General features: G+C 42.6%; 3 protein-coding genes and 2 pseudogenes. 4 read left to right on the forward strand and 1 reads right to left on the reverse strand.

Translation table 11 applies throughout. The features are described from left to right. Positions 1–220: 220 nt before the first annotated feature. Positions 221–800, forward strand: a pseudogene (locus tag KDK67_RS13000) (UbiA family prenyltransferase). Positions 801–902: 102 nt separating this feature from the next. On the opposite strand, the gene KDK67_RS13005 reads toward KDK67_RS13000, so the two are convergent. Next, positions 903–1,580: a winged helix-turn-helix transcriptional regulator gene (locus KDK67_RS13005; protein WP_250869242.1), complete on the reverse strand. Its 678-nt coding sequence runs from the start codon at positions 1,578–1,580 to the stop codon at positions 903–905. Positions 1,581–1,855: 275 nt separating this feature from the next. Between KDK67_RS13005 and KDK67_RS13010 the strand changes: the two genes are divergently transcribed. The 3 genes and pseudogenes from KDK67_RS13010 to KDK67_RS13020 form a co-directional block, all read left to right on the forward strand. Beyond that, positions 1,856–6,061 (forward strand): alpha-2-macroglobulin family protein, encoded by a 4,206-nt coding sequence (locus tag KDK67_RS13010; RefSeq protein WP_250869244.1) that lies wholly within the window; start codon positions 1,856–1,858, stop codon positions 6,059–6,061. 117 nt (positions 6,062–6,178) lie between these two features. After that, the gene (locus KDK67_RS13015) at positions 6,179–6,565 is read left to right on the forward strand and encodes a hypothetical protein (protein WP_250869246.1); all 387 of its coding nucleotides are present in this window, start codon (positions 6,179–6,181) and stop codon (positions 6,563–6,565) included. A gap of 26 nt (positions 6,566–6,591) precedes the next feature. Continuing rightward, a pseudogene (locus KDK67_RS13020) lies at positions 6,592–6,728 on the forward strand (IS5/IS1182 family transposase); the annotation flags it as partial. Positions 6,729–7,203 lie beyond the last annotated feature (475 nt).

A 7,203-nucleotide genomic window follows, 5' to 3' on the forward strand; every position in this document is an offset into this window, starting at 1 on the left:
ATGAAATATAGTCTTTTCAGGAGTGTTGCATTCTTCTCTAATTTTATCTGCTTGTCTAACTCTTCAACGGTCATATGCCGTTCAATAAAGATCCCCTCAGGTCTAACCATGGAACAGTCTATATAACGAATTAGTCTAATAATTTGGGGTTTTAACTATAAATTGTGCTATATTAGGAATGTGGGATTACAGGGCATTGCTTGTAATTCTTGCAGGAACAATGATTCACAGTGGATGTGACATAATAAATGATATCTTTGATTGTGAAATCGATAAAATATGCAAACCAACAGGTGCTATTGCTTCAGGGAAAATTTCTATCAGAAATGCATGGATCTATATGCTGATTCTCTTTTTAGCAGCATTATTGATCTCATTTAAACTAAGCTATCTTATTCTTATGCTTTTTATCAGGAATTATTATTGGTGGGATTTTGTACTCTCATCCAATGTTTCGATTTAAAGATATCCCAGGCGTTGCGATGTTGGATATGGCTGTCTGCTTTGCTCTTGAATCAATCGGACTCTGGAGTGTTTATTCTGCGTTGCCTCCAGATAGCTTAATTGTTGCTGCGTATGTCTTTGTATCGATATTTTCTCTTACGTTCATGAAAGACTTTAAAGATGTAGCAGGAGACATCAACTCGCTTCCTTTGAAGGTTGGGATTCATAAAGCAGCAGTTATTTGCAGTCTATTAACAATACTGCCAATGATTCCTTTGTTGTATGCAGCAACAAGTTTTCCACGTTTGTATCTTGCTTCATTGATCTATCTCGTATTGGCTGCGAGATGTGTTTAGATACTGCTTGATAATCCGGTAGCAAGGGGAAACAAACTCAAAGACAGAATGATTATGACACTTACATTGCCAAGTTTTGCAGTAATGTTGACAGAAATGGCATTAATCTTCTGAAGACATGCTTTTTAGATTTTCCAGTGTATCAGTTACTTCTTTAGTAGCTGGTACCTGGAAGAGTTCTTTTAATTTTGAAACTGCATTTTTGTCAATAAAAAATTCATCTACCGTTTTGTATTTGTTTAAAAGCATGCTGATCTTGATATCAGGATATCGATTGACAAGATAGTTCTTGCAGTAAACAGCTGCATCCTGATCAGATGTTGCTCTCCCGCTTATTACTGCCATTGTCTTGTCACCAAAGCAATGGTAAACGTTCTGCAGGATTACACATCCGGAAATTGTAGGAGTTACAACAATTTCACCAATATTTGAAAGATACTCATCTGCCATCAATACGTGCTCTTTCTCAATCTGAAGCAATTGTTCTTCATTTTCTGCTTCTGCTAATATAATAAACTCTGTTGACAACCCAGCACGTTTCCAATTAGGAATGATTGTATATTTGTCAATCAAACCTTCTTTCTGCATATTCCTTGTGTGATATGTTACTGAATTTCCATCTTTAAAATCCAAGATATCGGCTAGTTCTGAATTGGTTACTTTACTGTTCTTTAAGAGAGTCAAAAGAATATGCATGTCAGTCTCTTTCAAATTTGAGACTTCTGATAGTAGTTGCGCAATTTTTTTAAATCTTTCTTGGTTGAGATCTTCATTGTTCATAACGATAAAAACAATTAGTCAAAATAAAAACTTTTTCTTGTTTTTTCAGCTAATTTTAGATAAAATGACTACTTTATTGGTTCAGAAATTCAACCCTCGAATATTTGAGCTACAAATGCCTACATATTTTGTTTACTATCTTCTTTATTGTAACCTCGTTGTGAATGTGTTCTATAACTTCGAACAGTTTCGAAGTTTAAGCTAAGTTTATACACAATTGGCAACAATCATCTCTTACATATCAAAAAAAATAATTGAACAAAGGTAGTGTCAAGATGAAATATATCGGGGTTACAAAAAAAGGATTCTGTTTATTGGTCTTGCTATCGTGCATTCTGCTGGCAGGATGTATCGGGCAGGACGAGAGACAAGTTTACACTTCTTCCAATGAAGCGCTTTCCTATGATAAGGGAGGGACTTATTCCGAAGAGGACGAATATCTGGTGCTTGTACCGAAATCACTGTTCTCAGGTGGGGACAGTTCTGTAACGATGTCTGCTTTCCTTGATGATGAACCGGTCAGCAGGGGCGTTGAATATACTCTTACCAGTGCGTCAGGCGAGATCATCCCATTGGTAAAGGCGGCCACTTCCAAAGTCGGTAACAGTGTGGCGAAGTTCGAAGTACCGGATGTCGAAGAGGGAAGTTATACACTGACCGCAACACCCTCGGGTGCGGAAAAAGGTTTTACTACAACTGTTAAAGTGGTGCAGAACAATCCGATATTCATCGAAACGGACAAACCGATCTACAAACCCGGGCAGACCATACATGTACGTCTTCTCAGCCTGAACAACAACCTTGTTCCTGTCGTTCAGAACACCACCGTTGAGATTGCTGATGCAAAGGGAGTGAAGATCTTCAAGGATGATCTGGCTACCAACGAGTATGGGGTTGCCTACTTTGATCTTCCGCTTGCATCCGAATTGAACCTTGGAACATGGAAGGTGAAAGCGACATCAGGAAGTTCGATGTCTGAAGTGGATGTCAGGGTGGAGAAATATGTCCTCCCCAAGTTCGATCTCGAAACTTCCACTGAAAAAAGCTGGTTCCTTGCCGATGAGCCAATTACAGGTACAGTCTCTGCTAACTATTTCTTCGGAAAGGTAGTTGAAGGTACTGTTGAGGTAAAGGTTTCCAGATACGTAGGTGTCTGGGAAGAATATGCAACATCCACCGCTCCTCTTAAAGACGGAAATGTAGAATTTGCACTTCCTGCTGTTGGATATGTTGCAGGCACCTTTGGAGCTGGCGGACAAGGTAGTGTCATGCTGAATGTGACCGTGACCGACACCGGTGGGCATAGTGAAGAAACTACCGAACTGCTTACTATAGCACAGCATCCGTTCATCCTGCAAATGATCCCGGAATCCAATTCCATCAAACCGGGAATGCCTCTTCAGGTCCTTCTTGTAACAAAGGACCCCGGAGGAGAACCCCTTGAAAAAGAGGTAACTCTTGTTGCAAATTTCAGAGATAAAAATTACAACTATAACGAGAGCAAAGAGACCTACACAACACAGAATGGCGTTGCTCTGGTAACGTTGGAGATACCCGAAGATGCTGTGAGCGTTGAACTGCATGCTGTTTCAGAAGAAATTGAAGTTACCAGTACGTTGAATTCGGTCTATTCCCCAAGTGCCAGTTTCCTGCATTTGAGTCAGGTAAGTGAAGGCATACCGGAAGTCGGGGATGTGATCTCGTTCAAGGTCTATTCCACTAACGCAGGAACGGTATTCTACGATGTCTTCGCAAACGGCAGGACTGTCTACTCTGCAACAAGTGATGAACCGCAGATAAACATCCCTGTTACACCCCAGATGAGTCCTTCGGCGAAGGTCGTCGCTTACATGATAAATCCGAACAATGAGGTTTCAGCCGACAGCCTGCCATTCGATGTCAAGTTCAGCACGCAGGTAGACCTTTTGACAGGATTCGATAACGAAACGGTGGCACCCGGTGACGCTGTCTCGGTTGAGCTGGATGCAGGCACGAAGTCCATGATAGGACTTTCCATTGTGGATGAATCCGTATATGCATTGAGCGAGGGCAGGCTGAACTTGAAACAGGTGTTTGATGAGCTTGAAATTCGCTTTATGGAACCTCAGGTCGAAGCGCATCCGCAATATTGGGGATACCAGGAAACTGCTTATGATGTTCTTGATGATGCCGGAATGATAGTGTTGGCATCCGGCAGTCTTGAAATTCCAAGGTCGGAAATGGATGGGGGTATGGGCGATCCCCGGTTTGTAGCATTCAATGTTGATATGGAATTTATGGACGAAGCTGTAATGGCGATGCCAATGGACGAAGCTGCAATGGATGACAAAGCAGGTTCAGAGGAGCAGCTTGCGGAAGTGGAGAGAGTACGCCAGTTCTTCCCTGAAACATGGATCTGGATGCCTGATATTCTTACCGATAATGATGGAAGGGCAACCCTTGATCTGAATGCGCCTGATTCCATCACTACCTGGAGACTTCATGCAGTCTCATCAGGTCCGGAAGGCATAGGAATATCCGAAGCAGGCCTTACGGTCTTCCAGGATTTCTTTATCGATCCTGACCTGCCTTATGCTGTTATTCGTGGTGAGGAGTTCCCTGTTCAGGTACAGGTGTATAATTATCTCGACAAGCTTCAGAATGTGAAGCTGACGCTTTCCGGTGCAGAGTGGTTCGAGCTGGTAGGCGATGATGTTGTCGAAGTGAGCGTGGATGCTAATAGTGTGACCCATGTAAGTTTTACCATCCATCCCACCAAGGTTGGCGTGCAGACAGTTGAACTGACAGGACAGACCACTGAGAAAGCGGATGCGATCCGCAAGACCATCATCGTTGAGGCGGAAGGTGTTACCAGGGAGATAGTGGATAACGGTATTCTTAAGAACGCTACAATTGAGCTGGATGCAACACTGCCTGCTGCGATCGTACCGGATTCTGAAAAAGTGATATTGAGCTTTACGCCAAGCATTGTAGCCCAGACCATCAGCGGAGTCGATGACCTGCTGGGCATGCCTTATGGATGTGGTGAACAGAACATGATGTTGTTCTCTACTGATGTTGAAGTACTGCGTTATCTCAAGGCTACCGGTCAGCAAAATCCCGAGGTACAGGCCAAAGCATTGACGTTCATCACAACCGGATATCAGAGAGAGCTCACTTTCAGGCATGCCGATGGCTCTTTCTCTGCTTTTGGAGAGAGCGATGGGGAAGGCAGCCTGTGGCTCACCTCTTTTGTGCTTTCCCAGTTCAGTGGTGCCAAGGACCTGACGACCATTGATGAGAATGTTGTAAGGGAAGCAGCGGAGTGGATAGGTTCACATCAGAAAGAGGACGGTTCATGGGAAGCGGTCGGCTTCGTTATCCATGAGGATATGATGGGAGGTGTGAGCGGCACTTATGCCCTTACGGCCTATGTGACACTGGCACTCGATGAATACGGCTATGCTGCTCCGGCTGTATTGGATAATGCCCGAAGCTATCTGGAAGCGGAACTTGATAAGCAGGACGATCCATACGCTCTTGCCATAGGAACTCTTGCGCTTCAAAAACTTGAGAGCGACAGGGCAGATGAGGCAATGGAGAGACTCCTTGAGCTGGCAAAAGAGGATGACAATGGCGTGTATTGGGGATACGATGATGTTATGCCTGAGCCTTACGAGTATGGTGGCTATGGTTTCCATCCTGTCTCGAGCAAGAACGTGGAAACCACAGCCTATGCCACACTTGTATTGATAGAAACGAATGACCCAAGGGCCAGCTCCTCATTGAAATGGATAGCAGCCCAGCGTAATTCCAATGGCGGTTTTTCAAGTACGCAGGATACTGTTATGGCTTTCAGGGCATTGATGACGGCGGCAGCAGTTGCCGGAAGGGACGTGGATGCCACTGTTACTGTCAGTGGGGATGGAGTGGAAATCAAGGGTCTTAGGATCACATCTGAGAACTACGATGTTGTGAACATCATTGAAGTTCCGGAAGGCGTTGAAGCGATAGAGATGGAACTTTCAGGTACCGGTGAGCTGAACTATCAGCTTGTCAGAAGGTTCAATGTGATCCTGCCTGAGATCATCGAGCAGGAACAGATCGAGCTTGACGTTGAGTACGATTCAACGGATGTGGAAGTTGATGATGTCGTAAAAGTCGATATTCGCCTGAAATACAATGGTATGCCTGGCATCAGAGGTATCGTTGAGTCCAGCGGAATGATGATCGTGGATGTTGCAGTACCCACAGGTTTCACTCCGGTATCATCCAGTCTTGAAGCCCTCAAGGAAGACGGCACTATCACCCGATACGAAATAGCCGGTCGCAAGCTCATCCTTTACATCGATGAGATGATGCCAGGAGAGGAAATGAACTTCTCGTTGCAGATGAAGGCAATGTTCCCGGTCAAGGCGATAGTACAGGAGAGCAGTGCGTATTCATACTATAGTCCGGAGGTCAAGGCGGAAGTTAAGGGTATGAATGTGACCGTTGTTTGATGGGAGATATTTCATCTCTCATTTTTTCTTTTTTTTTGCTCAAAACCGTGAGCTCTTATTATAGTATCGGTAAAAGACAATTAATGTCTAATAATTACTGATTTGGGGGTCTGTAAATTGAACAAATATCTGAAGATGGTCTTTTTTGGCTTAATTGTCTGGTTGATACCTTTCATAGTATCTTTTGCTTTTGTGGACAGGAACGGGAATTTCCTGATCGCAGAGACTTTCTTTAAGTCTATTATGATAGTAACAGGCGGTATTGTGGGTGTTTTGCTTGCGATACAATATTTTGAAGGAGTCGAAACGGACTATGTTAGAGAAGGCGTACTTCTTGGTACTGTATGGCTTGTCATAAATCTTGCAATTGATCTTAGTATGGTCTATGGTGGCTTCTTCCCGATGACAGTTACCCAGTATTTCACGGACATTGGGATGAGGTATCTGATAATGCCAATCTACACAATAGGGATGGGGTATGTTCTTATGCAAAAATTGGGATGAGTCTCATTTTCTTATGAGCATTTGGTGAAACGATGTTTTCAGTATTGAAAAGAAAGTACGGAGGCAGTGTTTCTGTAAAGAAGTGAAGTTAAAAATATTGATACACAACTTTGATAGGTATGTCAAAGTTGTGTGTTTAGTTTTATTGAGGAACTCTACAAAGCCCAAAAAAACGAATGTGTTTTATTCGCCTATTTTTTGGGTTAATAAATCCACAATTCTATTAACTTGGGTTTCTAAGTCATTTGTAGGATCAAATGAAATATGTCCTACTTTAGATGCTTCATCGAACGTAGTTGGTGTGTAATTATTGAATACTATGGGTATTACACTACCCTCTCCAAATCTGTCCTTAAAATGCTCTGATTCAAACTTTGTCCATATTCTAGTTGGGTAATCAGGACTAAGAATAGGAACAACAAATTTTGCTTCACTTCTGTATATTGGAGCAAGATAATCTTCAACATTGTTGCCTAAAATTCTATGTTCTTCATTTTTATCATAGAATATACGTAACTATTCAGCCATCCTCGCGTTTTTGATATAAACTTAGAATACTCAACACCATTCCATCAGTGCTTGATATTGATTTTACCAAAAAACAATATACTATGTCTCTATTTTAGTCACTCCCTGAA

Source organism: Methanococcoides seepicolus (assembly GCF_023684405.1).
Classification (GTDB): domain Archaea; phylum Halobacteriota; class Methanosarcinia; order Methanosarcinales; family Methanosarcinaceae; genus Methanococcoides; species Methanococcoides seepicolus.